Here is a 23,817-nt window from a genome sequence, read left to right on the forward strand (position 1 = left end):
CGGGAACGCCGGCGCGCGCCGCACGACGTACCGGCCGGGAGCGGTCGTACGCGCGGGGCGCGGGTCCTTCACAGGGCCCGCGCCCCGCGCGCGTACGCCCTCCCGCATGCCCACAAGGCGTCGGTAAGGGCACGGGCCGCGCGGGCGTAGCCTCGGGGGCATGAACTCGTACGGAAGCTTTCCCGGGGCGCGGCCGCGGCGGCTGCGGACGACGCCTGCCATGCGGAGGATGGTCGCGGAGACGCGACTGCATCCGGCCGATCTGATCCTGCCCGCGTTCGTGCGGGAGGGCGTCACCGAGCCCGTGCCGATCGCCGCCATGCCCGGCGTCGTGCAGCACTCCCGGGACACCCTGCGCAAGGCCGCCGTCGAGGCGGTGGAGGCCGGCGTCTCCGGGATCATGCTGTTCGGCGTGCCCGAGGACGACAAGAAGGACGCCGCCGGCACGGCGGGCACCGACCCGGACGGAATCCTCCAGGTCGCCATCCGCGACGTCAGGGCCGAGGTGGGCGACGACCTCGTGATCATGTCCGACCTGTGCCTCGACGAGTACACCGACCACGGCCACTGCGGCGTCCTCGACGCCGACGGCCGCGTCGACAACGACGCCACCCTGGAGCGGTACGCCGAGATGGCCCAGGTCCAGGCCGACGCCGGCGTCCACGTCGTCGGCCCCTCCGGCATGATGGACGGCCAGGTCGGCGTCGTCCGCGACGCGCTGGACACCATCGGCAAGGAGGACGTGGGGATCCTCGCGTACACCGCGAAGTACTCCTCCGCCTTCTACGGGCCCTTCCGCGAGGCCGTCGCCTCCTCCCTGACCGGCGACCGCAAGACCTACCAGCAGGACCCGGCCAACGTGCGCGAGTCCCTGCGGGAACTGGCCCTCGACCTCGAGGAGGGCGCCGACATGGTCATGGTCAAGCCCGCCGGGCCCTACCTCGACATCCTGGCCAAGGTCGCCGAGTCGGTGCACGTGCCGGTCGCCGCGTACCAGATCAGCGGCGAGTACGCGATGGTCGAGGCGGCGGCGGAGAAGGGCTGGATCGACCGCGACAAGGCGATCTTCGAGACCCTCACCGGCATCCGCCGGGCCGGCGCGCAGATGATCCTCACCTACTGGGCCACCGAAGTCGCCCAGAAGCTCGCCCGCGGACTCTGAGACCGGCCCTGTCCGGCCCGGACTGGCCCGGACCGGCTCGGACGGGCCCGGGCGCGCTCCGGCGGGCTCTGGGCGCGCGGACTGCCCACCCTGGGATGCACCCTGGAGAGGTACCCGACAGGTACCTCTCTGGAGGTGGTCCTCATGATGAACACACTCGTCGGCTGGCACGTCGAGATGGAATTCAAGGAAGAGGGCGACCGGACGCGGGCCGCGGCGATGGTGCGGCTCACCGACGGCACCGAGATGCGCGGCCACGGCAATGCCAATCGCCACCCCTCCGACCCGGAGCAGCTGCGGGTCGGCGAGGAGATCGCCGGCGCCCGCGCGCTGATGGACATCGCCTCGCAGATGCTGCAGAAGGCGCACGCCGAGATCGACGAGGTCTCGGGCCGGACATCCCACCCCATCCCTCGGTGACCCTCAGTCAGTACGTGAGGGCGTCCTCAAGAGATCGCTGCCAGTACGACACGGCGGCGCCGGCGTCGGCGAACGTGCCGCTCGGCGCCGCCACCGTCGTGTCGCTCTCCGGAGTGAGACCGACGCGGATCTTCCGCACCGTGCGCCCGTGCGTGTCGGGACCCGGCTCCCCCGTGAGGATCACCGACGCGTAGCCCGACTCTCCCGGAGCCAGGGTGACGACGGCCTGCGGCCTGCTGTCCTCCACGACCGCGATCGGCGCCTGCGGGTCGTCGAAGCCGACGATCGGCGCGCCCAGGGCGTTGCACGGGCGGCCACCGACGTTGGTGACGGTCAGCAGCAGGTGGTTCACGGGCCGGCTCACCCTGCTCGCGACGATCCTGGTGTTCGCCGCCGTGCAGGTGACGGCCCTGGTGGAGGTGCTGCTCCCGGCGGGCGTGGTGGGCTTGGCGGCCGTCGTGGGCCTGGCCGTCCCGGCGGCGGGCTTCGGCGCGTTCGCCTTCGTCGGCGTGGGGGCGGCCTCGGCGGGCGGGACCGCTTCGGTCGCGGAGGCCTCCGGGGCCCCCTGGGACGCCGACGCCGACGCGTCGGGGGCCTTCGGCGACGCCGCCGGGGCGTCGTCCGACTGGCAGGCGGTGAGGGCCAGGGCCGCCGCGAGGGCGGCGGCGGGCAGGGCAAGACGGCGGGCGACGATGCGCATGATGGAGTTCCCGTGGAGTGTGTCAGTGGCCACCGCGTGTCAGCGGTGGTTGAGCAGAACGATCACGACCGCGGCGCAGACGATCAGCACCGCCGCGGCCACGGCGTCGGTGACGCGGCTGTCCGGCATGGCTCAGAGCTTGCGGGCCGGGGTGATCCACCCGCAATCCACACGGGACAATGGGGGACGGTGGAACGCCTGCACCTGCTGTGACCTGGGGAAACGACCATCCCCTGGAATGCGTTCCTGGAATGCGTTCCTGGAACGCGGAACGCCGAACGGGGGATCCGATGGATGGCGCCAAGGAGAGGGCGAACGGCCTCGCCGCACTGCTCAGGGAACTGAAGGAACGCTCCGGGCTCAGCTACGGAGCACTGGCCAGGCAGCTGCACGTCAGCACCTCCACGCTCCACCGCTACTGCAACGGCGACGCCGTCCCGGCCGAGTTCGCGCCCGTCGAACGGCTCGGGCGGCTCTGCGGGGCCTCCCGCGACGAGCTCGTCGCGCTGCACCGCGCCTGGATCGTCGCCGACGACGCGCGGAGGAGAGGGAAGACCGGTCCGGAGCAGGCGGAACCGGCCGCGCCTGCGGACCCTGCGGCGGCTGCGGCTGCGGCTGCGGCTGCGGTGTCTGCGGCTTCTGCGGTGCCTGCGGCGACGGGGGCTTCTGCGGTGCCTGCGGCGACGGGGGAGGCTCAGGCCGACGTGCCGGCCGCGCCTGCTGAGCCGGGCACGCCCACTGAGCCGGCCGCGCCCGTTGAGCCCGTTGTGCCTTCTGAGCCCCCTGAGCTCACGACCACCGTGCTCGTCGCCGACGGGCCCACCGGACCCGGCCAGCCCTCCAGGCCCTCCCACACCCGCCTCAAGGGCGCCATCGCCGCCGCCGCGGTCGTCGTCCTCGCCGTCCCCGGCGCCTACCTCGTCGGACGCGTCGGTGACACCGCCCCCGACGACGACAGGGCCGCCGCGCCCGCCACCACGGCTCCCGCACCCCTGAGCGTCGGCATCAGCTCGTACAACTGGGCCGAACCCTGCGGCCAGTACTTCCTGCTCGACCAGGACCCCGGCCACGTACCGCCGCCTCCCCCGCCCCAGGACACCCGCACCTGGGGCCGGTCGCTCGGCGGCGTCGACGGCGGACACATGCAGCTCCAGCTCACCGTCACCGGCCGCACCCAGGCACCCGTGGTGCTCGGCAAGCTCCACGTACGGGTCGTGGAACGGGACAGGCCCCTCGACCGCACCGCGTACTCGATGGGCGACGGCTGCGGCAGCGGGATCACCCCGCAGACCTTCGACGTCGACCTCGACGCGCCCCGCCCGTACGCGAAGCCGGTCGCCGGACAGGACGGGGACGGCGTCGTGCCGGCCAAGGACTTCCCGTACAAGGTCGCCACCGGCGACCCCCAGGTGCTCAACCTGGACGTGCACACCGAAGAGCACGCCACCGCCTGGTACCTGGAGCTCGACTGGAGCAGCGGCGACCAGAAGGGCCGGATCCGCGTCGACGACGGCGGGGAACCCTTCCGCACCAGCGCGATCGAGGGGCGGCCGACGTACGGCTACCAGCCCGACAAGGGCGAGTGGGGCAGGCAGTGAAACGGCTGACGGCCCTGCCGCAGGGCAGGGCCGTCAGCTCACGTCAGAGGCGCTCGGGCGTCCGGATGCCCAGCAGGGCCATGCCCTGGTGGAGGGTCCGGGCGGTGAGGTCCACCAGGAAGAGCCGGTTCTCCTTCAGCTCCTGCGTCTCCGCCTTCATGACCGGGCACTGGTCGTAGAAGGCCGTCAGGTGCGACGCCAGCTGGTAGAGGTACGCGGCCAGCTTGTGCGGCGCGTACTCCTCCGCCACCTCGGCAAGCGCGGCACCGAACTGGTCCAGGTGCAGGCCGAGGGCACGCTCCGCCGGGGCCAGCTCCAGCTCCGGGTGGGCCGTCGGCTCGGCGTCGGTGACGTTCCGCTTGATCGACTGGATACGGGCGTACGCGTACTGCAGGTACACGGACGTGTCGCCGTTGAGCGACACCATCTGGTCCAGGTCGAACTTGTAGTCCCGCACCGCCGACGTCGACAGGTCCGCGTACTTCACCGCACCGATGCCGACGTACCGGCCGTTCTCCACGACCTCCTCGTCGCTGAGACCCGCCTTCTCCTTCTTCTCGGACACGACGGCCGTCGCCCGCTCGATCGCCTCGTCCAGCAGGTCCACCAGCCGCACCGTCTCGCCCTCACGGGTCTTGAACGGCTTGCCGTCCTTGCCGAGGACCGTGCCGAACGCCAGCTGGTGCGCCTTCACCTCGTCGTTCAGCCAGCCGGCCCGGCGGGCCGTCTCGAAGACCATCTTGAAGTGCAGCGACTGACGGGCGTCCACCACGTACAGCAGCGTCGACGCCTTCAGGTTCTGCACCCGGTCGCGGATCGCGGACAGGTCCGTCGCCGCGTAACCGAAACCGCCGTCGGACTTCTGCACGATCAGCGGGACCGGGTTGCCGTCCGGGCCCTTGACGTCGTCGAAGAACACGCACAGCGCGCCCTCGGACCGGACCGCGACACCCGACTCCTCAAGCAGCCGGCACGTCTCCTGAAGCATGTCGTTGTAGCCGGACTCACCGACGATGTCGGGGTCACGGATGTCCATGTCGAGCTTCTCGAAGACCGAGTAGAAGTAGATCTTCGACTCGTCGACGAACCGCTGCCACAGAGCCAGCGTCTCCTCGTCGCCCGCCTGCAGGTCGACGACCCGGGCACGCGCCCGCGTCTTGAACTCCTCGTCGGAGTCGAAGAGCGCACGCGACGCCTTGTAGAGCCGGTTGAGGTTGGACATGGCCTCCTCACCGGAGACCTCCGCGTCCGCACCCTCCGCCTTGTGGTCCAGCTCGTGCGGGTGCTCGATCAGGTACTGGATGAGCATGCCGAACTGGGTGCCCCAGTCGCCGATGTGGTGACGGCGCACCACCGTCTCGCCCGTGAACTCCAGGATCTCCACCATCGCCGCACCGATCACCGCGGAACGCAGGTGGCCGACGTGCATCTCCTTGGCGACGTTCGGCTGCGCGTAGTCGATCACCGTCGTGCCCGCCGACGCGTTGAACGGCACGCCGAGGCGGTCGTCCGCGGCACGCGCGGCCAGCGTGTTCACGATCGCCGCGTCGGAGACGGTGATGTTGAGGAAGCCCGGCCCGGACACCTCGATGTCCTTCAGCACGTCGTTCGCCGGGATCGCCTCGACGACCTTCGTCGCCAGCTCACGCGGATTGCCCTTGAGCTGCTTGGCGAGCGCCAGGATGCCGTTGGCCTGGAAATCGGCCCGGTCGCTTCGTCGCAGCAGCGGATCGGCGGAACCGGCCTCCGGCAGGGCTGCCGAGAGGCCTTCCGCGAGACGCTGCTGCACGGTCGAAGCGAGGGAAGGGACCGAGGCCATGAGCTTCCGTTCCTGTGATGGGAGTCTTACGGGCTATTTCGCTTGTCAAGTGTCCCATGCGAGCGCAACGTGTTTTCTCCCCTGTGGACAACCTCGGAGTGTCTCCCTCCGTCTGGGAGAATGGCTGATGCGAGGGAAACAAGGTCAGCAAGGATCAAGGAAGAAGGACGAACCGATCGTGGCTCAGAGCAGCACCGAGACCGACTGGGTCTCCCGTTTCGCGGACGAGGTCATCGCCGAGTCGGAGCGACGTGCGCCTGGCAAACCGGTCGTCGTCGCCTCCGGCCTCTCCCCGTCCGGACCCATCCACCTCGGCAACCTGCGCGAGGTCATGACCCCGCACCTGGTCGCCGACGAGATCCGCCGCCGCGGCCACCAGGTCCGGCACCTGATCTCCTGGGACGACTACGACCGCTACCGCAAGGTGCCCAACGGCGTCCCCGGCATCGACGAGACCTGGGCCGAGCACATCGGCAAGCCGCTGACGTCCGTCCCGGCCCCGGCCGGCTCGCCCCACCCCAACTGGGCCGAGCACTTCAAGGCCGCCATGGTCGAGGCGCTCGCCGAGCTCGGCGTCGAATACGACCCGATCAGCCAGACCGAGCAGTACACCTCCGGCGCCTACCGCGAGCAGATCCTGCACGCCATGCGCCACCGCGGCGACATCGACGCCATCCTCGACCAGTACCGCACCAAGAAGGCGCCGAAGAAGCAGTCCCAGAAGCCGGTCGACGAGGCCGAGCTCGAGGCCGCCGAAGGCTCCGGCGCGGCCGCCGAGGACGACGGCTCCGGCGGCGGCGCCGGCTACTTCCCGTACAAGCCCTACTGCGGGCAGTGCGAGAAGGACCTCACCACCGTCACCGCCTACGACGACGACACCACCGAGCTCTCCTACACCTGCACCTCCTGCGGCTTCGCCGAAACCGTCAAGCTCAGCGAGTTCAACCGCGGCAAGCTCGTCTGGAAGGTCGACTGGCCCATGCGCTGGGCCTACGAAGGCGTCATCTTCGAGCCCTCCGGCGTCGACCACTCCTCGCCCGGCTCCTCCTTCCAGGTCGGCGGACAGATCGTCGGAATCTTCGACGGCGTCCAGCCCATCGGCCCCATGTACGCCTTCGTCGGCATCAGCGGCATGGCCAAGATGTCCTCCTCCAAGGGCGGCGTCCCCACCGCGGCCGACGCCCTCGAAATCATGGAGCCGCAGCTGCTGCGCTGGCTCTACGCCCGCCGCAAGCCCAACCAGTCCTTCAAGATCGCCTTCGACCAGGAGATCCAGCGGCTCTACGACGAGTGGGACAAGCTGGAGGCCAAGGTCGCCGACGGCACCGTCCTCCCCGCCGACGCCGCCGCCCACGCCCGCGCCGCCCGCACCGCCGCCGGCGAGCTGCCGCGCACCCCGCGCCCCCTGCCCTACCGGACCCTCGCCTCGGTCGTCGACATCACCGCCGGCCACGACGAGCAGACCCTCCGCATCCTCGGCGAGCTCGACCCGGAGAACCCGGTCACCTCGCTCGACGAGGTCCGCCCGCGCCTCGACCGCGCCGAGAACTGGATCACCACCCAGGTCCCGGCCGACCAGCGCACCATCGTCCGCGAGGAACCCGACACCGAACTCCTCGGCTCCCTCGACGACGAGGGCCGCGAGTCGCTGCGGCTGCTCCTGGAGGGCCTGGACAGCCACTGGTCCCTCGACGGCCTCACCACGCTCGTCTACGGCGTCCCGAAGGTCATGGCCGGCCTCACTCCCGAAGCCAAGCCCACGCCCGAGCTCAAGCTCGCCCAGCGCTCCTTCTTCGCCCTGCTCTACAAGCTCCTCGTCAGCCGCGAAACCGGCCCCCGCCTGCCCACGCTGCTGCTCGCGGTCGGAGCGGACCGGGTCCGCAAGCTGCTCGGCGCCTGAGCCCCAAAAAACGGCACCGCCCTCCTCCGAAGCACTCGGAGGAGGGCGGTTTCCGTATCTGTATCCGTTCGCGTTCGCGTTCGCGTTCGCGTTTTCGGAGCCGGAGCCGGAGCCGGAGCCGGAGCCGGAGCCCTAGCCGTATCCGTATCCGCGCCGCAGGCGCCGCGCCTTACGGCGTGTGGGTCTCCGCCCACTCCTCCTCGATACGACGGCGCAGCTGCGGCGTCAGCTCCCGCAGGATCGACGCGCTGCGCGGGTGAGTGACCTTGTACGTGTCACTCAGCCATATGTCGAGCTGCTCCGAGTTCGGGAACTCCTGCTTCTCCTCGACGTAGTTCCACATCGCCTTGTACGCCGCCTCGGCGAACTCGTCCACGGACGGCTGCTCGTCCACGAACTCCTGGTACTCCTCGAACTGCTCCGGCCCCGGCGGCGGAACATCGTCCGGACCCTGCGGGATCGGCACCGGAATCGGCTCCAGACCCTCGACGATCTGCGGGTCGTACGTCCCCTGGTACGCCTCCGGCGACACCTGCTGGGCCACGAACCACGGGTTGCCCCCGTCCGCGGCCTCCGCCGCCGACTGCGGCATCGGCTGCGGCACCGGCATCGGCTGCATCTGCCCCGGCACCTGCCCCGGAAGCTGACCTGGCATCTGCCCCGGCACCTGCCCCGGAAGCTGGCCCGGCACCTGCCCCGGCACCTGAGCCTGCGGGCGCGACTGCTCCAGCTCCGGCGTCACCCCCGCCGACACCGACGCCGGAACCTGCACCTGGAGACCGGCCTGCACCTCACCCTGAGCCGCCACCGGAGACGGCGGCAACAACACCGGCTCGATCCCCGCCGCCGCCAGCCCCGCCGGCGCCGTCTCCGACAACGGCACACCCAGATGCGCCAGCCGCAGCGGCATCAACGCCTCTACCGGCGCCTTGCGCCGCCACGCCCGACCGAACCGCGCCTGCAGACGCGCCTGATAGATCAGCCGATCCTGCTCCAGCTTGATCACCTGCTCGTACGAGCGCAGCTCCCACAACTTCATCCGCCGCCACAGACGGAACGTCGGAATCGGCGACAACAGCCACCGCGTCAGCCGCACACCCTCCATGTGCTTGTCCGCCGTGATGTCCGCGATCCGCCCCACCGCATGCCGCGCCGCCTCCACCGCGACCACGAACAGCACCGGAATCACCGCGTGCATGCCCACACCCAGCGGGTCGGGCCACGCCGCCGCACCGTTGAAGGCGATCGTCGCAGCCGTCAGCAGCCAGGCCGTCTGCCGCAGCAACGGGAACGGAATCCGGATCCACGTCAGCAGCAGATCGAGCGCCAGCAGCACACAGATGCCCGCGTCGATACCGATCGGAAAGAAGTACGAGAAGGTGCCGAAGCCCTTGTTGACGGCGAGCTCGCGCACCGCGGCGTACGAGCCGGCGAAACCGATACCGGCGATGATCACCGCGCCCGCGACGACCAGGCCGATGAGTATCCGGTGCGTGCGTGTCAGCTGCATCGCGGCCACCCGCGATCCCTCCCGTCAATCGACATCTCGCGGGCACAGACTGGCACATGTGCGCGAAGCCCGACCCCCTGGGGAGGGCCGGGCTCCGTACGAAACCGGACAAACGCTTCCAGTTCGGCTACTTGTTGGCCGCCGCGACCGACGCGACCGCCTCCTTCACCGCCTTCAGCGCACCCTCCTGGATCGACTTCTCGGACGGAGTGTCCGCACCCGCGTAACCGGCACCGTTGTAGGAGAGCAGCACCACCACATTGCCCGTACGCGCCACGACCGACGCGTAACGGAAGTCCTCGTCGGTCTTCCGCAGCTCATACGTGACCGTGTCCGCCTGGTCACCCACACCGGAGGCCTGCGTCGTCCGCAGCTTCTTCGCACCCGCCGTGGCCTGGAGCTTGGCCAGCTCCTTGGCATAGCTGTCCGCGGCCCGCTCCTGACCGCTGCCGAGCGTGGCGTCCGACTCGTAACGGTAGAAGGAAACGTCCAGCCAGCGGTACTGCGAACCCTTCGTGCCCTTGTCCTCCAGGCCGTTCCACGAGCAGCCGCCACGACTGTCGGCGTCGCTGGAGGCCGCCTCCGTACCCTTCTTGTTCTTCACCTTCGGCACGAGGCTCTCGACGGTCTTCGCCGACAGCGACGCACAGATCTCCGGCAGCTTCGAGAACTTCGCCGGCTCCACCGTCTTCGTCGACTGCGTCGCCTTCGGCGTCGCGGAAGCCGACGACGCGGCCTTGTCACCCGAGCCCTTGTCGCCGGAGTCCGATCCGGAAGAGCAGCCGACGGCGACGAGCATCACCGGAACGGCGGCACAGGCGAGTATGCGGGAGAGTCGCGGGGCTGATCGCTGCATGGTTCCTTCAGTCGCTTGTCGTACGGTCCGGGCGGCCGGCGTCGCCCGGGCGGCCGACGGCAGGCTGCCGACGGGCGGGATACGCCGACACGTTACGTGGTCCGGCCCCGCTCACGGAGCGGGTCCGCACGGCTACTCCTCCAGCCGCTCCGCCAGCAGACGCGCCAGATTCCGGGCCTTTTCCTGCAGTTCCCTGCTGTCCGGCACCTCCGCCGAGGTGGTCGTCTGCTCCTCGTAGGAGACCGTCACGATGACGTTCGATGTGCGGAACACCACGCTCACGAGCCGCTTGGCACCCGACGGCCCCGGAGTGGCGAGCGTGTCCTTGAGGAACGCGACGTCACCGAGGCCGTCCAGGACACGGTCCTCCAGACCGGTGGTCGGCACACCCGGCGAGCCCGGCGAGGCAGGCGCCGTCGCCGTGCCACCGCCCGTCGAAGGAGTCGCCTGCGTCGGCCGAGGCGCCAAAGGCCCCTGCGGCAAATGACCGGCCAACGGAGAACCCGCACCCGCCCCCGCCGACGCCCCCGCCCCCGACGACGACGCCGGGGCACCCGCGCCGGCGCCCTGCGCCTTCCCGGGCGGAGCGCCGCCACCCGACGGAGTGGGCGACGTCGTCGCCGGAGCCGACGGCACCGCCGCGATGCCCGCCGCGGCCTGCTTCCGGCCGTACACCTCCTGCGCACGGTCGTCGTCGCTCACCGTCGGGTCATAGGACACCACCCGCTCCACGTCGAGCGTCAGCCGATGAGTGGCATCGGGAGCATCGGACTTCCAGCCGCAGCCCACCCGCCGGTCGGTGTCGAACGTGGGCGCCGCGGTGCCGCGATACGTCCGGTCACGCTCGGGCTCGGGCAGCGCCGCCGCCCCCGGCAACAGGTCCTTGAGCGTGGAGGAGGGCACGGCGCCGCACGGCTCGAAGAGCGTGCGATAGCGCCCCGGCGCCGCCGTCGGCGCGGCCGGACCCGCCTTCGAGTCGACCGCCTCGGCGTCCGGAGAGGCACCGGAGGAGCAGCCCGAAAGCCCGATCCCGAGACCGACGGCGAGAGCCACCGCGGAGAGCGCCGCGGACCCGGACCGACCCGGCGCGCGACCCGGTGCGTACGCCTTGCGCTGCACGATCCCAGGCTCCCTTCTCCAGGGGTGTCCCCCCGAAAACTGTTTGCTGCTCCGCATGGCGCGGTGAACACAATGTCTATCGCAAGCGCGGCTGTCGACGCCGGTCCGTAGTCACCTGTACGGGCTTTGGCTCCGGTTTTTGCGTTATCAGACTTTTCGGGGGAAGTGGGTAGGTATGTCGTACGTAGAGGTGCCGGGCGCGAAGGTGCCCATCCGGATGTGGACGGATCCGGGCTCGGTCGAGGACGGCGCGTTGCGGCAGCTCCAGAACACCGCCACGCTGCCCTGGATCAAGGGCCTGGCCGTGATGCCGGACGTGCATTACGGCAAGGGCGCGACGGTCGGCTCGGTGATCGCGATGCAGGGCGCGGTGTGCCCGGCGGCGGTCGGCGTGGACATCGGCTGCGGCATGTCCGCCGTCAAGACCTCGCTGACGGCGAACGACCTGCCGGGTGATCTTTCGCGGCTGCGGTCGAAGATCGAGCAGGCGATTCCGGTGGGGGCGGGGATGCACCGGGAGATGGTGGATCCGACGCGCCTGTTCCAGTTTTCCACCGCGGGGTTCGGGGAGCTGTGGACGCGGTTCGATTCGGTCGCTGATGCGGTGAAGTTCCGTCGCGAGCGAGCTGAACGGCAGATGGGAAGCCTTGGCCAAGGCAACCACTTCGTGGAGCTTTGTGTCGATATGTCCGATTCGGTGTGGCTCATGCTGCACTCTGGTTCGCGGAACATCGGCAAGGAGCTCGCCGAGTACCACATCGGTGTGGCGCAGAAGCTGCCGCACAACCAGGGCCTGATCGACCGCGACCTCGCGGTCTTCGTGGCGGACACCCCGCAGATGGCGGCGTACCGGAACGACCTGTTCTGGGCGCAGGAGTACGCGAAGTACAACCGCGCCATCATGATGGCGCTGTTCCAGGAGGTCGTCCGCCGGGAATTCCGGAAGGCGAAGGTCACCTTCGATCCGGTGATCTCCTGCCACCACAACTACGTGGCGGAGGAGCGGTACGAGGGCATGGACCTGCTCGTCACCCGCAAGGGCGCGATCCGGGCCGGCTCGGGCGAGTTCGGCATCATCCCGGGTTCGATGGGCACCGGCTCCTACATCGTGAAGGGGCTCGGTAACGAGGCGTCGTTCAACTCGGCCTCGCACGGCGCGGGGCGCCGGATGAGCCGGAACGCGGCGAAGCGGCGCTTCTCGACCCGGGATCTGGAGGAGCAGACCCGGGGCGTCGAGTGCCGGAAGGACTCGGGCGTCGTGGACGAGATCCCGGGCGCCTACAAGCCGATCGAGAAAGTCATGGAGCAGCAGCGGGACCTGGTTGAGGTGGTGGCGAAGCTGCGGCAGGTCATCTGCGTGAAGGGCTGAGAAGGGCAACCAGGAACGGGGCGCCGCGCGGACGCGGCACCCCGTTCCTGGTTGTGAGGCTGGCTATTCGGCGGGACTCGGAGTCTGCCCCGTCCGCAGGCGCCACAGGCGCATGGCGCAGCTCTGCTCAGTGCGGTCGAGGGCGATGGCTGCGGCGGCGGGGTCGTTGAGGCGCAGCAGTTCGCGGTCGTCTGACTCGGTCCAGCGTCGGCGTGGTGGTGCGAACCGCATGTTCGCCGGCCGTACCCAGGTCTGGATGGCGGCCGCGTTGGCCTTCTTGTGCTCCAGGGCGAGGCTGCCGGGGTAGTAGAGGTGTTGGGCGAGCTGCTGCGCCTGCTCCTTGAGGTAGGTGACGACGTAGACCTGGTCGCGGGTGTTGCGGCTGACGATGCGTTCCCTGCCCGTGATCTTCTTTGCGTAATGGCACACGTACGCGGCCATGGCTGTGCTCGCCGACGTGAAGGAGAGGAACGGGATGCCGTCGGCCGTCCAGCCGAGCGACCCGTCGGCGTCGATGACGCCGCGGATGTAGTCCCGCCGGGAGAACTCGACGCGGGGCGGTCGGATGGCCCGGGACTTCTTGCCGTAGGGAATGCCGAGCTGATTGACGATGGTCCTGGCCTCGAGCGAGCACAGGCTCCACGTGGCCGAGTGGTGCTGCTCGGCGAAGTTGGTGGTGCGGACCCGTTCCCTGATGGAGCTGTAGTACGGGGTCAGGCGCTGGAACTCGTGGAGGAGGTGGATGTCCCGCGCGTTGATCTCGACGGTCAGCTTGCCTTTGCGTCCCGCGCCTTGGAACAGGTGGCCGTCGGCCTGGAGGAAGCCGAACATGTACGCGTAGTCGGGGTTCTCCAGGTCCATGAAGGACGGGGTGGGCGCGGCGAGGTCGAAGAGTGTGGGCGCGCTAGGGTCGTGCTCAGCCATGGGAAGTTGGCCCTTCCTGATGGTGAGGCCCTCGGTGGGGATTGCCGTCCCTGCCGAGGGCCGTTCGGTATGGAGTTGTTTCGACCGTAGGTCGCGGGTTCGTCCGGCGATGGGGTGTTCGGGGTGGTTCACCCGAACGGGTGGCCCGTGTGGGGTCAGAGTTCGCGGTGGACCTTGGTGTTGGAGGCCTGGGCGCGGGGGCGGACGACCAGGAGGTCGATGTTGACGTGCGGGGGGCGGGTGCAAGCCCAGGTGATGGTGTCGGCGACGTCGTCGGCGGTCAGTGGTTCGGCCACGCCCGCGTAGACCTTGGCGGCCTTGTCGGTGTCGCCGCGGAAGCGGGTGGTGGCGAACTCCTCGGTCTTGACCATGCCGGGGGCGATCTCGATGACGCGGACCGGGGTGCCGACGATTTCCAGGCGGAGGGTTTCGGCGAGGACGCGGGCGCCGTTCTTGGCGGCGACGTAGCCGGCGCCGCCTTCGTAGGTGGCGTGGCCGGCGGTGGAGGAGACGATGACGATCGTGCCGTCGCCGCCGGCGGTGAGGGCGGGCAGCAGGGCCTGGGTGAGGTTGAGGGTGCCGATGACGTTGACCTCGTACATGCGGCGCCAGTCGTCCGGGTCGCCGGTGGCGACCGGGTCGGCGCCGAGCGCGCCGCCGGCGTTGTTGACGAGGACCCCGAGGGTCGGGAAGGCGGTGGCGAACTCGTCGACGGCGGCGCGGTCGGTGACGTCGAGGGCGTAGGCGGTGGCCTGGTGGCCGGCTTCGTTGATCTCGGCGGCCAGGGCCTCGATGCGGTCCTTGCGGCGGGCGGTGAGGACGACGCGGTAGCCGGCGGCGGCGAGCTGCCGGGCGGTGGCCGCGCCGATGCCGCTGCTCGCTCCGGTGACGACGGCGATGGGCTTGCCGGGGGCGGTCATGACGGGCTCCTCGCGCGGATGGTCGATGGTCGGTGGTCGGTGGGGCTCGATCGTTCGATCGCCTGGTCAGGATAGGCCGGGTGGTCCGGTGGCCGGGTGGTCGCTGGGCGGGGGTGCGCGGGCGGCCAGTGGGGCGGCCAGTGGGGCGGCCAGTGGGGGGAGTGGGTGGCGCGCTGGTGGGGAGCGGGGCGTGCTGGTGGGGAGAGGGGGTGTGCTCGTGGGTGGCCGCGGGTCGGGACACGCGACTGACTGGTAGTCAGAAAATATGGGGAGTAATGGGTATCTTCTGGGCATGAGTGAGATGCGCAAGGCCCTGTTCGGTGCGGCCCTGTCGGCCGTCCTGGTGGCCGGTACGGGTGCGGGTACGGGTGTGGCGGCGGGTGCCGGGGCCGAGGCGGACCTGGCCCACCACGGGCATGTCTCGCTTTGGGAGGGGCGGCTCGGTGTCTGGCTGGTGAGCGAGAACCACGGGCCCGCGGACGTCTCCCAGGCGACGGTCCGGCTGGCCTTCTCCGCGCCCATGGCGGGTGGCCAGGAGCTGCCGCCGTCCTGTCTGTGGAGCAGCGACCGGGTGGTCTCCTGCCGTACGGGCGAGTTGCGGGCGGCCGGTGTGGCCGACGAGCTCGCCCTTGATCTGCGGACGGTGGGGCGGCCGGACGAGCTGACCGTGGACATCCGTACGGTCTGGCGGGACGGTGTCGCGGACGCGAACTCGCGGAACGACCGGCATCACGTGCTGGTCCTCGCCACCGGTGACCCGTACGTCTTCTGACCGGCTGCGGGGCAGGTTTCGGCTCCCGCTCCCGCTCCGGCACCGGCACCGGTTTCGGTTTCGGTTTGGGTTTCGGCTTGGGTTCCGGGGCTCCGTCCTGGTGAGCCGTCGTGTGGGGCCGTCGTGTGGGGCCGGCGTGTGACACTCGATCCGTGATCGTCGAACGCGCGTACGCTCATGTCGCCTCCTACGACGAGGGCGAGTGGCCCTGGTCGGTGCCGTGCGTGCGCCAGCTCATGGCCGAGGGGCTGCGCTTCGACGCGCCTGTCACCTTCCTGGTCGGCGAGAACGGCTCCGGCAAGTCGACCCTGGTCGAGGCGCTGGCCGAGGGCTTCGGGCTCGACTCCTGGGGCGGCTCGCACGACTGGCGTTACGCCACCTCGCGGGGCAGGTCGGTGCTGGGCGAGCGGATCCGTTTCGACGCCGCGCCGCGGGGGCGCCGGATGCTGGGGAGTCGCGCGGCGCGCAAGGGTTTCTTCCTGCGGGCCGAGACGGCGCTCGACGCGCTGGACCGGGAGGGCTTCGCGCCCGATGCGGTGAGTCATGGCGAGGGCTTTCTGGCGGCGTTCCGGGAGAAGTTCCTTCAGCCCGGGCTGTACGTGATGGACGAGCCGGAGGCCGCGTTGTCCTTCACGTCGTGCCTGGAGCTGCTGGGGCATGTGGACCAGCTGGTGAAGCGGGGCGGCCAGGTGGTGTGCGCCACGCACTCGCCGCTGCTGACGGCCCTGCCGGGCGCCGACATCGTGGAGGTCGGCGAGCACGGGATGCGCCGGGTGGCCTGGGCGGAGCTGGGCGTGGTCGACCACTGGCGCCGCTACCTGGCCGACCCGCGGAGCTATCTGCGGCATGTCCTTGAGGACTAGGGCCTGTCCGCCCTGATCCGCCGGACAGGCCCTCAGCGGCACACCGCCCTCGGCGACTGGCCGGGGGGCGGAGGAGAGGCGGGTGTGTAGCTGCCCAGGCGGGCTGCCGGGGCGGCTAACGGGGCGCCGCTGGGTGCCGCTCGGCCTGCTTGGCTGCCCCGGGGGCTTTCCGGGTGCCTTCGGCCTCTCCGGGTGCCGGCGGGGTTTCCGGGGCCTCCGTGTGCCGTCCGGATGCGTCCCGGCGTGCCTCCCTCGCCTCTGGGTGCCCCTCCCCGGGGCTCCGGCGGGCCCTCCCGACGCGGTTTGTGTCCGGGTGCTTCCCGGCGCGTCCGGGTGCGCCCCGACGCCTCGGCGTGCATCCCGACGCCTCGGGGTGCACCCCGACGTCTCCGCGTGCGCCCCGACGTCTCCGCGTGCGCCCCGACGCCTCGGCGTGCGTCACGGCGCCTCCGGTGCGTCTCCCCGGCCTTCCGTCATGGCCCTTCGGCTACAGCGGGGTCGTGTAGCCGTCGGGGCGGATGAGGAGGGTGTCGCGGCGGGCCGGGTTGGCCCAGGTGGCGTGTATGACGCGGTCGGGGGCGACGGGGGCCGTGCGGGGCAGGGGCTGGGGGGTGCCCTCGGGGGTGATCAGGACGAACTCGCCCGCGCGCAGCAGCTCGTACAGCCGGCCCTCGCGCAGCTTGAGGTCGGGGACGCGGCGCGTCCGGGGGCCGTAGGCGATGCCGATTCCGCTGATCTGGCCCATCGCGCGGGCGGCGGCGGGGCGGATGCCGCCGAGCAGTCGGGCGGCGAGGTCGCGGACGGTCCGCTGGAGCGGTGTGCGGGCCATCGCGAGCCGGACGATGGCGCCGCTGCTGCGCAGCACCTTCTTGCCGACCGGGTGCCGTTCCGCCTGGTAGCCGTCGAGCAGGGCCTCGGGGTCGGGTGCCTCGCCGCGCAGCACGGCGGTGAGGCGCCAGGAGAGGTTGGCGGCGTCCTGGAGGCCGGTGTTCATGCCCTGGCCGCCGGCGGGGGAGTGGACGTGGGCGGCGTCGCCGGCGAGGAAGACCCGGCCGCAGCGGTAGGCGGGTGCCTGGCGCTCGTCGCTGTGGAAGCGGGAGATCCAGCGGGCGTCGTGCATGCCCAAATCGTCGCCGAGGGCCTTCCGGGCGATCGCCTTGACCTCGTCCAGGTCCACCGGGGTGTCGTCGGCGACCTGCCGGCGGCGGTCCCAGCCCATCACCCGGTACCAGCCGTCGCCGAAGGGGGCGACGAAGGCGAAGGCGTCTCCGGAGGGGGAAGCGGAGACCGTGAGGAGCCGGCCGGGTTCCTCGGCGAGCCGTACGTCCGCGAGCACGATCGAGCGGATCACCGAGGCTCCGGGGAAGGGCAGGCCGAGCGCGGAGCGGACCGCGCTGCGCACGCCGTCGGTGCCGACGAGGTGGCGGGCCCGCAGGGTCTCCGGACCGTCGGGTCCGGTCAGCTCGGCGGTGACCCCGTCGGCGTCCTGGCTCAGGCCGTGCAGCTCCGTCCCGTACCGGAATTCCACACCTGTGGACAGCGCGCGGCGGTGGAGCAGGCGCTCGACCTCGTACTGCGGGGTGATGAGCAGGAAGGGGAAGCGGGAGGGCAGCTGGGAGAGGTCGAGGGACAGCCGGCCGAAGAGGCGCAGGTCGGTGATCGGCGTGCCGGTGGCGATCAGCTCGTCCGCGAGGCCGCGGGCGTCGAGCTGCTCCAGGGTGCGGGCGTGGACGCCGAAGGCGCGGGTCAGGTTGGAGCGGCCCTCGGGGCGGCGCTCGGCGACCGTGACGCGGAGGCCTGCGGCGGCGAGGTCTCCGGCGAGGAGCAGGCCGGTGGGGCCGGAGCCGACGACGAGCACGTCTGTGTCGAAGGAGGGCTGCGGGTGGGTAGGGGTCGGAGGGGTGGTGCTCGGGGAGGCGTGGGGAGAGGGGTCGGAGGAGGTGTTGGGGGAGTTGTCGGGGGAGGTGGGGGTTCCAGGGGTGCCCGTCGTGCTCATCGCTGCCTCCAGGGTGCCTACGTCCGTTGGCCAACGCTTGTTGGTCAACGCTTGTTGGCAAATGTAGACCGGGTCGTGGCGCGCTGTCAACGCCTGTTGGCCTACACTTGTTGGCATGACGACCGCACGCCGCTCCGACGCCACCCGTGCTGCGATCCTCGACGCCGCCCGCGAGCGCTTCGCCGCGGACGGGTACGAGCGCGCGACGATCCGCTCCATCGCGCGCGACGCCGGGATCGACCCGTCGATGGTCATGCGCTACTACGGCAACAAGGAGGGGCTGTTCGCCGCCGCCTCCACCATCGAGCTGGAGCTTCCCGAGCTCGGCTCGCTGCCCGCCCGCCATGCCGGCGCCGCCCTGGTCACCCACTTCCTCGACCGCTGGGAGCGCGACGACGTCCTGACCGGACTGCTGCGGGTCGGCGTCACGAACGAGGCCGGCGCCGAGCGGATGCAGCGGCTCTTCGCGGAGCAGATCGGGCCGGTCGTCGCCGGCGTCTGCCCCGACCCGGCGGACGCGCCGCGCCGCGCCGGGCTGGTCGCCTCCCAGATACTCGGCATGGCGCTCGCCCGTTACGTGCTGCGCCTCGGGCCGCTCGTCGAGATGGACCGCGAGGATGTAGTGGCCTGGCTCGGCCCGACGGTGCAGCGGTATCTGACGGCCGAGGCGCCGTGAGCCCGGCAGCGGTCGCTGCCGACGCTGTGCCTGTGCCTGTGCCTGTGCCTGTCTCTGTCGCGTGCGTCGTCGGCGGGCGGTCGCTGCACCGTACGCTTTCTGCATGACGCAGAAGAAAGCCGGAGGGCGGGACGCGCTGATGGCCGACATGCAGGGCGAGGCGCGTCGCTACATGGCCTCGTACGCCCTGTTCAACCAGGCCGTCGCCGACCATCTGCGCCTGCATCCGACCGACGTCCAGTGCCTCAGCCTGCTGAGCCTGGAGGGGGAGCCGGTCACCATCGGGCGCGTCGCCGAACTCACCGGCCTCACCACCGGCTCCGCCACCCGGCTCGTCGACCGGCTCGAACGCGCCGGATACGTACGGCGCGAGCGCGACGCCGAGGACCGGCGCCGGGTCATGGTGGCCTCGGTGCCCGAGAAGATGGCCGAACTCGGCGCGTTCTGGCGGCGGCTCAACCGCACCTGGGGCGAGCTCTTCGACGCGTACGACGACGCCGAGATCGCCCTGCTCACCGACTACATGCGGCGCACGATCGAACTGAGCGCGGCCCAGATCGAGCGGCTGCGCGCCGGAGAGTTCGACTCCGACTGACCACGGCGGCTGGCCTGCCTGGTCGGCAGGTCGGCGGGTCGCCGGTCAGCGAGTGGCCGGCGTGCCGCCGAACTCCCGGACCGCGTCCGTCACGATCGCCTCCAGGCGTGCGTGGTGGGCGCCCCGCCAGTAGACCCGCTCGCACTCGGTGCACTGCGCGAAGACGTCGTACGTGTTCTCCGTGCCCTTCTCCAGCCGCTCGCGCACCGTGTCCTTGTCGGCCTCCGCGAGCGGTCCGTTGCAGGCCGTGCAGCGGGTCCACGGCGCGAGCGGCGGGGCGAACCGTTCCAGGACGTCGCGCAGTTGGTCGTCGGGCCGGTCGCTGTAGACGTAGGCGCCCGCCCACAGCTCGCGGCGGCGCAGCAGCCCGCGGTCCCGGGACAGCATCACGCGCCGCTCCTTCGCGGACAGCGCGGCCAGGGCCGGGTCGCCGATGTCCTCGCTCTCGTACGCGGCGTCGACGCCGAGCAGCCGGAGCCGCCGGGCCAGCGTCCCGAGGTGGACGTCCAGGAGGAAGCGGAGCGGGGCACCCGGGACCGGCTGGGGCCGCTCGACGCCCTCCACGACGACGGTCTCGCCGGCCGCGGGGACGTGCGAGGGCGCCACGGGCCGGCCGTCCACGAGCAGCCGCCCGGTCTCGGTCAGCGGGACGCCGAGCGACTCCACGACATGGCCGAGCGACGAGGCGCCGTCCGTGGCGACGGCCGTGTGCCCGGCGCGCCGTTCCGCCGAGACGAAGAGCCGCAGGGCAGGGGCGAAGCTGATCTGGATCTCCGGTCCGTTCACGCAGCCAGGATGGCACCGCGCGTCCCTTCCCGGCCAGGCAATTCCGCCGCGGGCGGCGGGGTGCGGCCAGGGATGACGGCGCCGCCCGCTGGGCGTGGCCAGGCACTTGCGGGGCCGCCCGCCGGGCGTGGCCGGGCACTTGCGGGGCCGCCCGCGGGGTGTGGCCGGGGTGGTCCGGCGCCGCGCGTGGGGTGTGGGCGGGTGGGTACGGCGCCGCGCGTGGGGTGTGGCCGGGTGGGTACGGCGCCGCTCGCGGGGTGTGGCCAGGTGGGTACGGCGCCACGCGCGGGGTGGGGCAGGCGACCGTGCGCGGGGTGCGGCGGGGCGAGCCTGGGCGCTGCCAATGGGCCGGCCGGCCGCAGCGCGCCGCCGGCCAGCCCGTCGGCCGCGCGCCTGGCGACCTGCCCGTCGGCCGCGCGCCTGGCGACCCGCCCGTCGGCCGCACGCCTGGCGAACCGCCCGCCGACCTCGGTCGCCCGCCTGGGCTGCGTGGCTGGACGTCGCAGCCCGCTCGCTGCCCGGGCGTCCCTTCCCCGCCGGGGTGCGCGGTACGGTCGGTGCATGAAGATCGTTGACCTTGAGCCCGGTGACCCGCGTCTGGAGGCCGAGCTGCTGCCGGTGCTCCGCGAGCTGCGGCCGCATCTCACCGCGGAGCTGTTCCGCGACATCTACGCGACAGGGCACGCCCAGGGACTGCGCTTCAGCGCGGCGTACGACGACGACGGGCGCTGCGTCGGGGCCGCCGGATGGCGGATCATCGTCAACACCAGCTCGGTCAAGAAGCTGTACGTCGACGACCTGGTGACCAGCGAGAACGCCCGCTCCGGCGGCGTCGGGCACGCGATGGTCGCGCACCTGGAGTCGCACGCCCGCGAAGCCGGCTGCTACGAGCTCAACCTGGACTCCGGCACCCACCGCACCGGAGCCCACCGCTTCTACCTGCGCGAACGCTTCGACATCGTCGCCTTCCACTTCACCCGGGAGCTCAAGCCCCTGCCGTGAGGCCGGCCGGGGCCAGGTCGAGGCGCCAGGCGTTGCAGCGCATCGGCCGGCCCGGCGGGTACTCGAAGTCCCGCTCGCCGAGCAGGGTGAAGCCCGCCTTCCGGCACACCGCGTTCGAGGGCCCGTTCTCCGTCGACGGGAAGGCGAACAGCGACCCGAACCGGCCCTCCGCCCGCGCCCTGACGATCACCGCGCGCGTCGCCGCCGTGGCCACGCCCCGGCCCTGGAAACCGGCCAGGATCGTCCAGCCCGTCTCGTACACCGGCTCGCCCTCCCAGGTCGTCTCCCAGAAGCCGATCGCGCCGGCCGGGCGGCCCTCCGGCAGCGCCTCCACCCGGAACATGCACCCGGGGCGGCCGGGGTCGGCGCTCAGCTCGACGTACCGCCTCTGCCGCACCACGAGCTGCTCCTCGCTCTCCGGGCCGCCCAGATGCTCCGTCAACTCCGGTGCGTTCACCGCCTTGAGCAGGGCGAAGTCCTCGTCCGACCACGGCTCCAGACGGACCGTTCCCCCGCCGGTCCCCCCGGTCGTCCCGCCGGTCCCCCCGGTGTCGTCGTCGCTCGTCTTCATGGGCCGCACCCTAGGTCAGGGCACTGACAGCGCCCGCGCGTACGCGGTCGGCGGCACCCCGATCGTCGCCGTGAAGTCCCGTACGAGATGGGCCTGGTCGCTGTAGCCGAGGTCGGCGGCGAGCGCGGCCCAGTCCGGCGGCGCTGCCGCGGAGCCGGACTCGGCGCGTTCCAGGGCCTCGTGGATGCGGTAGCGGAGGATGACCCACTTCGGGCCGACGCCGACGTGGGAGGCGAACAGCCGCTGGAGCGAGCGCGGCGAGAGCCCGGCGGCCCGGGCCAGCGCCGACACCCGGCGCACGGTGCGGTCCGTGCGGACCAGGTCCACCAGGGCCATCGCCTGCTCGGCCGCAGGATCGGCGGCGGGACCGTGGGCCAGCAGGAACGCGTCGAGCGCCGCCACGCGCGCGTGGTCCTCCTCGGGGGACAACACGCGCGCGAGGAGCCCGGGCGGGGGCGCGGACTTCGTATCCCCGACCGTATCCCCGACTGTGCCCGCGCCCCCGCCCCCGCCCGTGCCCTCGGCCTTGGGGACCTCGCCCGCGTTCTTGCCCTCGCCCCCGTCCCCGTCCCTGCACTCGCTCTTGAAGGCCTCTGCCAGCGGGACGATCCGGCCCGTCCAGTGCGAGACCGGCCACGCGGGCGCGAACGGGCGGAAGCCGCCCGGCCGGAACTGCGCGCCGCAGACCCGGCCCTTGCCGGTCAGCTTCTTCGTGAAGAGCTCCAGTCCGATGCCCGAGACGACCGCGGAGTCCGAGACGGCCGGCGTGTCCGCGGCGGCGGCCCGGCCCTCGCCGCCCGGCTCGGCCGTCCGCTCGAAGACGACGTTCACGGACGGGTGCGGGACGACATGGGTCGCGTACGGCTCGGCGAGGTCCCAGTCGATGAGCCAGTAGTGCTCCAGGTACGGGCGGAGCTCGGGCGCTGGTGCGTGCCGGCGGAAACGGACGCGGGCGAGCAGCTCGGCCGGGTCCACGATGCCGCGGGTGTCACGGCGCGGTGCGGGACCGGAGGCGGTCATTCTCCGATGCTAGGCCGTCTCTTCCGGATCTTGGCCGGGTCCGCGACGCCTGGCACGGCACCTCGCCGCGTTGCCGAAACGCCCCGATAGCTCCGCTATCGCGACGCTCCGGCGCCTTGCGATGCACCGCGCCAGACGCCGCGGCCTATCCGGCCCTGATCCGAAAGAAACGGCCTAGGCGGACTCCCCCGGGGCCGGGCGCCCCTGGCGTGTTTCTTCAAGACCGGCGCCGACGCCCCCCCTACCGTCGGATCCATGACGTACGACGATCAGCAACAGCAGGATCACCGCATCGCCCCTCTGCTCGGCTCCGCCGCCGCCCTCGCCGTACCCCTGGTGCGGGACACCGCCGACGAGGAGCTGGCCGCGCCCACGCCCTGCGCCGAATACGACGTGCGCGGGCTGCTCAACCACCTCTTCCGGGTCGTCGAGAACTTCCGGCTCCTCGCCGCCAAGCAGCCGTCCGACTTCTCCGGCGCCGATCCCGACCGGCTCGCCGATCCGGAGTGGCGGACGCGGTTCGCGGAGGAGACCGGGCGGCTGGTCGCCGCCTGGGCCGAGCCCGGCGCGGAGGACGGGACGACCGGTGCGATGGACATGCCGGCGCGGACGGTCGGCGCGATGGTGCTGCTCGACCTGACCGTGCACGTCTGGGACCTGGCCCGGGCCACCGGACGCGACTACGAGCCGGACCCGGCGGTCGTGACGGAGCTCGTCGGGGAGGTGGCCCGGATGGCGCCGATGGCCCGCGAGATGGGCGTCTTCGGCGCCGAGGTGGAGCTGCCCGAGGGCGCCTCCCCGTTCGAGCGGCTGCTCGCGGTGACGGGACGCGACCCGAGGCTCTGGGCGGCCGCGGTCTGAGGGCCGCTCCCGCCTACCGCCCTACCGCAGCCGGCCCGCCGCGCTCAGTGACAGACGCGAGACGACCTGGCCGAAGGTCCGTTCCTCCGCCGGCGTGAGCTCGACCGTCTCCTGCGGGTGCCAGACCCGCTCCAGCGGGACGTTCGTGCGGGCGCGGCGGGCGCGGGCCCGCATGCCGACGGCCATCCACACGGCCGCGGAGACGGCGAACAGGCCGAAGAGGGTGATCACACGGGGGTCCGAGAACTGGCCGGGCAAGGTCATGGCTGACTCCGGGGGCATGTGCCGTACGGCGACGGCGACGGCGGCGACCCACCACTGGCAGATGGCGGCGCCCGCTCGCCCGCCCGTACGGCGTGACGATTCCTGCTGCTTCCT

General features: G+C 71.7%; 23 protein-coding genes. 11 read left to right on the forward strand and 12 right to left on the reverse strand.

What is annotated here, in order from left to right; translation table 11 throughout:
• Positions 1-160: 160 nt before the first annotated feature.
• Together hemB and ACFWJO_RS26225 are read left to right on the forward strand one after the other, a co-directional pair.
• Entirely contained in the window at positions 161-1,162 is a 1,002-nt protein-coding gene (hemB, locus tag ACFWJO_RS26220; protein WP_386868892.1) for a porphobilinogen synthase, read from the forward strand.
• 147 nt (positions 1,163-1,309) lie between these two features.
• A complete protein-coding gene (locus ACFWJO_RS26225) occupies positions 1,310-1,582 on the forward strand; it encodes a DUF1876 domain-containing protein (protein ID WP_384420915.1) in 273 nt (90 codons plus the stop codon).
• A gap of 7 nt (positions 1,583-1,589) precedes the next feature.
• Here ACFWJO_RS26225 and ACFWJO_RS26230 read toward each other — a convergent pair whose 3' ends face one another.
• Positions 1,590-2,282: a DUF4232 domain-containing protein gene (locus ACFWJO_RS26230; protein ID WP_386868894.1), complete on the reverse strand. Its 693-nt coding sequence runs from the start codon at positions 2,280-2,282 to the stop codon at positions 1,590-1,592.
• Between the two features lie 290 nt (positions 2,283-2,572).
• Between ACFWJO_RS26230 and ACFWJO_RS26235 the strand changes: the two genes are divergently transcribed.
• A complete protein-coding gene (locus ACFWJO_RS26235; protein ID WP_386868896.1) occupies positions 2,573-3,880 on the forward strand; it encodes a helix-turn-helix domain-containing protein in 1,308 nt (435 codons plus the stop codon).
• A 43-nt stretch (positions 3,881-3,923) separates the two neighbouring features.
• Here ACFWJO_RS26235 and argS read toward each other — a convergent pair whose 3' ends face one another.
• Positions 3,924-5,699 carry an arginine--tRNA ligase gene (gene argS / locus ACFWJO_RS26240; protein ID WP_386868898.1) on the reverse strand — a complete coding sequence of 592 codons (1,776 nt, stop codon included), beginning with the start codon at positions 5,697-5,699 and terminating at the stop codon, positions 3,924-3,926.
• A 127-nt stretch (positions 5,700-5,826) separates the two neighbouring features.
• On the opposite strand from argS, the gene lysS reads away from it, so the two are divergent.
• A complete protein-coding gene (lysS, locus tag ACFWJO_RS26245) occupies positions 5,827-7,599 on the forward strand; it encodes a lysine--tRNA ligase (protein ID WP_386868899.1) in 1,773 nt (590 codons plus the stop codon).
• A 169-nt stretch (positions 7,600-7,768) separates the two neighbouring features.
• Here the strand turns inward: lysS and ACFWJO_RS26250 are convergent, their stop codons facing one another.
• From ACFWJO_RS26250 to ACFWJO_RS26260, 3 genes are all read right to left on the reverse strand, one after another.
• Complete coding sequence (locus tag ACFWJO_RS26250; protein WP_386868901.1) at positions 7,769-9,118, reverse strand: DUF2637 domain-containing protein; 1,350 nt, start codon at positions 9,116-9,118, stop codon at positions 7,769-7,771.
• Between the two features lie 118 nt (positions 9,119-9,236).
• The gene (locus ACFWJO_RS26255; RefSeq protein ID WP_386868902.1) at positions 9,237-9,965 is read right to left on the reverse strand and encodes a DUF3558 domain-containing protein; all 729 of its coding nucleotides are present in this window, start codon (positions 9,963-9,965) and stop codon (positions 9,237-9,239) included.
• A 132-nt stretch (positions 9,966-10,097) separates the two neighbouring features.
• Entirely contained in the window at positions 10,098-11,084 is a 987-nt protein-coding gene (locus ACFWJO_RS26260; RefSeq protein WP_386868904.1) for a DUF3558 domain-containing protein, read from the reverse strand.
• A gap of 175 nt (positions 11,085-11,259) precedes the next feature.
• On the opposite strand from ACFWJO_RS26260, the gene ACFWJO_RS26265 reads away from it, so the two are divergent.
• Positions 11,260-12,453 carry an RtcB family protein gene (locus ACFWJO_RS26265; protein WP_386869003.1) on the forward strand — a complete coding sequence of 398 codons (1,194 nt, stop codon included), beginning with the start codon at positions 11,260-11,262 and terminating at the stop codon, positions 12,451-12,453.
• Positions 12,454-12,516: 63 nt separating this feature from the next.
• On the opposite strand, the gene ACFWJO_RS26270 is transcribed toward ACFWJO_RS26265, so the two are convergent.
• A complete protein-coding gene (locus ACFWJO_RS26270) occupies positions 12,517-13,377 on the reverse strand; it encodes a hypothetical protein (protein WP_386868906.1) in 861 nt (286 codons plus the stop codon).
• 155 nt (positions 13,378-13,532) lie between these two features.
• Positions 13,533-14,297, reverse strand: a complete 765-nt coding sequence (locus ACFWJO_RS26275) for an SDR family NAD(P)-dependent oxidoreductase (protein WP_386868908.1) — start codon at positions 14,295-14,297, stop codon at positions 13,533-13,535.
• A gap of 292 nt (positions 14,298-14,589) precedes the next feature.
• On the opposite strand from ACFWJO_RS26275, the gene ACFWJO_RS26280 reads away from it, so the two are divergent.
• The gene (locus tag ACFWJO_RS26280; RefSeq protein WP_386868910.1) at positions 14,590-15,069 is read left to right on the forward strand and encodes a hypothetical protein; all 480 of its coding nucleotides are present in this window, start codon (positions 14,590-14,592) and stop codon (positions 15,067-15,069) included.
• 152 nt (positions 15,070-15,221) lie between these two features.
• Positions 15,222-15,932: an AAA family ATPase gene (locus tag ACFWJO_RS26285; protein WP_386868912.1), complete on the forward strand. Its 711-nt coding sequence runs from the start codon at positions 15,222-15,224 to the stop codon at positions 15,930-15,932.
• A 487-nt stretch (positions 15,933-16,419) separates the two neighbouring features.
• Here the strand turns inward: ACFWJO_RS26285 and ACFWJO_RS26290 are convergent, their stop codons facing one another.
• A complete protein-coding gene (locus ACFWJO_RS26290; RefSeq protein ID WP_386868914.1) occupies positions 16,420-17,928 on the reverse strand; it encodes an FAD-dependent monooxygenase in 1,509 nt (502 codons plus the stop codon).
• 115 nt (positions 17,929-18,043) lie between these two features.
• Between ACFWJO_RS26290 and ACFWJO_RS26295 the strand changes: the two genes are divergently transcribed.
• Positions 18,044-18,604 carry a TetR family transcriptional regulator gene (locus tag ACFWJO_RS26295; RefSeq protein ID WP_386868915.1) on the forward strand — a complete coding sequence of 187 codons (561 nt, stop codon included), beginning with the start codon at positions 18,044-18,046 and terminating at the stop codon, positions 18,602-18,604.
• 103 nt (positions 18,605-18,707) lie between these two features.
• Positions 18,708-19,199: a MarR family winged helix-turn-helix transcriptional regulator gene (locus ACFWJO_RS26300; protein ID WP_386868917.1), complete on the forward strand. Its 492-nt coding sequence runs from the start codon at positions 18,708-18,710 to the stop codon at positions 19,197-19,199.
• A 45-nt stretch (positions 19,200-19,244) separates the two neighbouring features.
• On the opposite strand, the gene ACFWJO_RS26305 is transcribed toward ACFWJO_RS26300, so the two are convergent.
• A complete protein-coding gene (locus ACFWJO_RS26305; protein ID WP_386868919.1) occupies positions 19,245-19,985 on the reverse strand; it encodes a Mut7-C RNAse domain-containing protein in 741 nt (246 codons plus the stop codon).
• Between the two features lie 561 nt (positions 19,986-20,546).
• Between ACFWJO_RS26305 and ACFWJO_RS26310 the strand changes: the two genes are divergently transcribed.
• On the forward strand, positions 20,547-20,987 hold the full coding sequence (locus ACFWJO_RS26310; RefSeq protein WP_386868921.1) for a GNAT family N-acetyltransferase: 441 nt from the start codon (positions 20,547-20,549) through the stop codon (positions 20,985-20,987).
• On the opposite strand, the gene ACFWJO_RS26315 is transcribed toward ACFWJO_RS26310, so the two are convergent.
• Together ACFWJO_RS26315 and ACFWJO_RS26320 are read right to left on the reverse strand one after the other, a co-directional pair.
• Positions 20,971-21,558, reverse strand: coding sequence for a GNAT family N-acetyltransferase (locus tag ACFWJO_RS26315; protein ID WP_386868923.1), 588 nt, complete (start codon positions 21,556-21,558; stop codon positions 20,971-20,973). The genes ACFWJO_RS26310 and ACFWJO_RS26315 overlap by 17 nt on opposite strands.
• 15 nt (positions 21,559-21,573) lie before the next feature.
• Positions 21,574-22,578: a DUF6597 domain-containing transcriptional factor gene (locus tag ACFWJO_RS26320; protein ID WP_386868925.1), complete on the reverse strand. Its 1,005-nt coding sequence runs from the start codon at positions 22,576-22,578 to the stop codon at positions 21,574-21,576.
• 255 nt (positions 22,579-22,833) lie between these two features.
• Between ACFWJO_RS26320 and ACFWJO_RS26325 the strand changes: the two genes are divergently transcribed.
• Positions 22,834-23,439 (forward strand): TIGR03086 family metal-binding protein, encoded by a 606-nt coding sequence (locus ACFWJO_RS26325; protein ID WP_386868927.1) that lies wholly within the window; start codon positions 22,834-22,836, stop codon positions 23,437-23,439.
• 21 nt (positions 23,440-23,460) lie between these two features.
• Here the strand turns inward: ACFWJO_RS26325 and ACFWJO_RS26330 are convergent, their stop codons facing one another.
• The gene (locus tag ACFWJO_RS26330; protein WP_386868929.1) at positions 23,461-23,703 is read right to left on the reverse strand and encodes a hypothetical protein; all 243 of its coding nucleotides are present in this window, start codon (positions 23,701-23,703) and stop codon (positions 23,461-23,463) included.
• Positions 23,704-23,817 lie beyond the last annotated feature (114 nt).

The organism is Streptomyces sp. NPDC127092 (genome assembly GCF_042722475.1).
Taxonomy (GTDB): Bacteria; Actinomycetota; Actinomycetes; order Streptomycetales; family Streptomycetaceae; genus Streptomyces.

What these genes read in the sequence shown, in the direction of transcription:
- hemB (WP_386868892.1), top strand. Translation starts at nt 161, where the DNA reads ATGAACTCGTACGGAAGCTTTCCCGGGGCGCGGCCGCGGCGGCTGCGG.
- ACFWJO_RS26225 (WP_384420915.1), top strand. Translation starts at nt 1,310, where the DNA reads ATGAACACACTCGTCGGCTGGCACGTCGAGATGGAATTCAAGGAAGAG.
- ACFWJO_RS26230 (WP_386868894.1), bottom strand. Translation starts at nt 2,282, where the DNA reads ATGCGCATCGTCGCCCGCCGTCTTGCCCTGCCCGCCGCCGCCCTCGCG.
- ACFWJO_RS26235 (WP_386868896.1), top strand. Translation starts at nt 2,573, where the DNA reads ATGGATGGCGCCAAGGAGAGGGCGAACGGCCTCGCCGCACTGCTCAGG.
- argS (WP_386868898.1), bottom strand. Translation starts at nt 5,699, where the DNA reads ATGGCCTCGGTCCCTTCCCTCGCTTCGACCGTGCAGCAGCGTCTCGCG.
- lysS (WP_386868899.1), top strand. Translation starts at nt 5,827, where the DNA reads ATGCGAGGGAAACAAGGTCAGCAAGGATCAAGGAAGAAGGACGAACCG.
- ACFWJO_RS26255 (WP_386868902.1), bottom strand. Translation starts at nt 9,965, where the DNA reads ATGCAGCGATCAGCCCCGCGACTCTCCCGCATACTCGCCTGTGCCGCC.
- ACFWJO_RS26265 (WP_386869003.1), top strand. Translation starts at nt 11,260, where the DNA reads ATGTCGTACGTAGAGGTGCCGGGCGCGAAGGTGCCCATCCGGATGTGG.
- ACFWJO_RS26270 (WP_386868906.1), bottom strand. Translation starts at nt 13,377, where the DNA reads ATGGCTGAGCACGACCCTAGCGCGCCCACACTCTTCGACCTCGCCGCG.
- ACFWJO_RS26275 (WP_386868908.1), bottom strand. Translation starts at nt 14,297, where the DNA reads ATGACCGCCCCCGGCAAGCCCATCGCCGTCGTCACCGGAGCGAGCAGC.
- ACFWJO_RS26280 (WP_386868910.1), top strand. Translation starts at nt 14,590, where the DNA reads ATGAGTGAGATGCGCAAGGCCCTGTTCGGTGCGGCCCTGTCGGCCGTC.
- ACFWJO_RS26290 (WP_386868914.1), bottom strand. Translation starts at nt 17,928, where the DNA reads ATGAGCACGACGGGCACCCCTGGAACCCCCACCTCCCCCGACAACTCC.
- ACFWJO_RS26295 (WP_386868915.1), top strand. Translation starts at nt 18,044, where the DNA reads ATGACGACCGCACGCCGCTCCGACGCCACCCGTGCTGCGATCCTCGAC.
- ACFWJO_RS26300 (WP_386868917.1), top strand. Translation starts at nt 18,708, where the DNA reads ATGACGCAGAAGAAAGCCGGAGGGCGGGACGCGCTGATGGCCGACATG.
- ACFWJO_RS26310 (WP_386868921.1), top strand. Translation starts at nt 20,547, where the DNA reads ATGAAGATCGTTGACCTTGAGCCCGGTGACCCGCGTCTGGAGGCCGAG.
- ACFWJO_RS26315 (WP_386868923.1), bottom strand. Translation starts at nt 21,558, where the DNA reads ATGAAGACGAGCGACGACGACACCGGGGGGACCGGCGGGACGACCGGG.
- ACFWJO_RS26320 (WP_386868925.1), bottom strand. Translation starts at nt 22,578, where the DNA reads ATGACCGCCTCCGGTCCCGCACCGCGCCGTGACACCCGCGGCATCGTG.
- ACFWJO_RS26325 (WP_386868927.1), top strand. Translation starts at nt 22,834, where the DNA reads ATGACGTACGACGATCAGCAACAGCAGGATCACCGCATCGCCCCTCTG.
- ACFWJO_RS26330 (WP_386868929.1), bottom strand. Translation starts at nt 23,703, where the DNA reads ATGACCTTGCCCGGCCAGTTCTCGGACCCCCGTGTGATCACCCTCTTC.